This window comes from Aetokthonos hydrillicola CCALA 1050 (assembly GCF_017591665.1).
Classification (GTDB): domain Bacteria; phylum Cyanobacteriota; class Cyanobacteriia; order Cyanobacteriales; family Nostocaceae; genus Aetokthonos; species Aetokthonos hydrillicola.
Genome location: NZ_JAAKGC010000272.1, coordinates 1 through 2736, shown reverse-complemented (window position 1 = coordinate 2736; position 2736 = coordinate 1). Strand labels below are relative to the sequence as shown.

Here is a 2736-nt window from a genome sequence, read left to right as displayed (position 1 = left end):
AAAGCAATGGAACAACCAAGATAGGTAAAACCTAAGGCATCGTAGCCAGCCATAATTAGATAACCAGCAGCTGTTAACCAAATTGACCAACTTAACCGACTTTTAGGAATTGCTCTCAAAGAGTTCAAGATGTCATGGTAATCATATTCACGCAGTTGTTGCGTGATTGCCCAAATCGAAAGCGCTAGAAGCAGCAACCCGAGCAAAGAACTAAAATCGAGCTTGAGCTTTTTGAGCATAGAGTAGACCATGGAGAACTTTATTGTTGGTGACAACACCAACATGAGTATTGTCTTGTTGCTATTGATGCGGCCTAATAATTCCTTAGATTTGCACTCTCTTGAGCTAAAGGAATGCCCGATTTAACAGCGATGTACAGAGCGTTTTCCGAGAGCAAGAGAGACAAACAGCCTATTTGGGTGTTTGTCTTTCTGTTTACTTTAGTAACAACTTCTATACATCAACTCTTGTATCCTCTTGAGACCTTATTTTCACATCTAAACAACTATTGTGATCAGATAGACAAATAACAGTTGCTACAGAGCAGTGAAACTTCGGTCTTCATAAAACTCACAATATTAATGATGCTAAGAGTATTTGCAACATCGTAGCATACTAAATCATGAGTTTTAAATGTCAAGAGCGGTTCTTAGAAAGGAAAAATTTCTAGAATCAATGTGTTATCAACATCAATTGTGCCTACCTTAGCCTTTCCCATCGTCTGATACATAGTTGACGGGTCTAGGTTTTTTCTTTCCTTTTGGAGCATCCGGTTTAGTTTTGCTCGGACGGCAACTTTCACAATATAATGGTCGAAGAGTAGCATATGATTCGCGTACAGTTGCTTGGTTGCATTGCTTGCAGATGAACTTGTAAGTGCGAGTGTGAATCAAGCGTTGGTGCGCTCTCACTGTATATTCTTTAACGTGAACCTGTTTTGATGGCATTGGATTAATCAATCTCTGTTAGGTTGATATCTGATGATATTACTTTTAGCAAAGTCATGCCCTTATGGATATAGACCGATTTATCACCTCTCTGTTTGAAGCTCGAGACTATTATCAGAATATTATTACTCATGCGGTATCTCAGCTTGAACACATCAATGCATTGATTGACGATGTAGGGGGATCGGAGCATTCCCTCAATACAACTTCACACTCACGACTGAAAATCGGTGCGCACTCTTTGAGCGAAAGTGTGCAAGACCTCCCACCAACCTATACAAATGGTGCCGTGAGTAACTTGTCCACAAAGACAGATTTCGAAAAATCAAATCAAAGTTCGCAAGAAGCTGAAATTGAACTCAAGGAGGTTAAGGAACCTTCTGTAGTCTCAGAAGCCCAAACAGAGGTTACTTTACCACAAACTTCCCCTGCTGAGGATAGAAGCTCAACTGCTTCCTTATCTGACAGAGAAGTTACAGACACAACAGACGAAGAAAGTGCAAGTAGTGATGATTCTGAAGATAATCCTTTTGAGTCAGAAGATAAACCACAAACTAACGAAAAAATTACTCAAAAAACATCGAAAGCCTCAGAAAGCAACAAAAAGGGTTCAAGTAACGCTAGAAATAAGCGATTTCCCCAAAGACCACGCTCAATCAACATTCCCTTTGTCCCCAAATTAGAAGGTATGAAATTAGGGGATGCCATTTTCACTATCCTCCAAGAAACTCCTAATACTGTTTCTCACACAGATTATATCGTCCGTGCAATTTATGGGGAATTAGAAGGCAATACCCTCAGAACTGCTAAAGATAGAGTCACCAAAGAATTATCTCGAGGATATATACTAGGGCGCTGGTATCGTCTACCTGATACACCTGGATATTACACAATCAGTAAGCAGTTGACTGAAACTCGTCGGGGTAAATAGAGGATGGGGAGCAGGGGGAGCAGAGGAGCAGAGGAGCAGGGAGAGCAGAGGAAGAATTAAACAAAGTCAAGTCCCCAATACCCCATGCCCCATGCCCCATGCCCCATGCCCCATTCCCCATTCCCCATTCCCAATTTGTAAAAAAAATGGAATTTAGATACCCTCCAAGAAATATAATTAACAGATAGATTTGTCAGGGACAATTAACTCATAAAATTATGGCGCTCATAGTTCAGAAGTACGGTGGTAGCTCTGTCGGTTCAGTAGAACGCATACAGGCTGTTGCAAAAAGAGTTTGCAGATCTGTTAAGGCAGGAAACTCTGTTGTGGTGGTCGTTTCTGCAATGGGTAAAACCACCGATGGACTTGTGAAATTAGCCCATGAAATCTCTCCAAATCCTAACCGTCGGGAAATGGATATGCTGCTTTCTACTGGTGAACAAGTCTCAATAGCCGTGGTTAGTATGGCTTTACAAGAGTTAGGACAGCCAGCAATTTCTCTGACAGGTGCTCAAGTGGGTATTGTGACTGAAGGTGAACATACCCGTGCTCGGATTCTGCATATCGCAACTGATCGTATACAAAGACATCTAAATCAACATAAAGTCGTAGTAATAGCAGGTTTTCAAGGGATTACTAGCACTCAAGAACTGGAAATCACTACTTTGGGACGTGGGGGTTCGGATACTTCAGCAGTAGCTTTAGCGGCTGCTTTGCACGCAAATTATTGTGAAATCTATACTGATGTTCCAGGTATTCTCACTACAGATCCTCGTTTGGTTCCAGATGCTCAATTGATGGATGAAATAACTAGCGATGAAATGCTCGAACTCGCTAGCTTGGGAGCTAAAGTACTCC

2 protein-coding genes and 1 pseudogene are annotated in these 2736 nt (G+C 41.4%); 2 read left to right on the top strand and 1 reads right to left on the bottom strand.

The genetic code is table 11. The features are described 5' to 3' along the window. Positions 1-239, bottom strand: a pseudogene (locus G4P69_RS36820) (hypothetical protein); the annotation flags it as partial. A 772-nt stretch (positions 240-1011) separates the two neighbouring features. Here G4P69_RS36820 and G4P69_RS36815 point away from each other — a divergent pair. Next, the gene (locus G4P69_RS36815) at positions 1012-1878 is read left to right on the top strand and encodes a hypothetical protein (protein ID WP_208343643.1); all 867 of its coding nucleotides are present in this window, start codon (positions 1012-1014) and stop codon (positions 1876-1878) included. 218 nt (positions 1879-2096) lie between these two features. Next, a partial coding sequence (locus G4P69_RS36810; protein ID WP_208354772.1) for an aspartate kinase occupies positions 2097-2736 on the top strand: 640 nt, incomplete at its 3' end.

Coding starts and splice junctions, on each gene's coding strand:
- G4P69_RS36815 (WP_208343643.1), top strand. CDS start 1,012: ATGGATATAGACCGATTTATCACCTCTCTGTTTGAAGCTCGAGACTAT.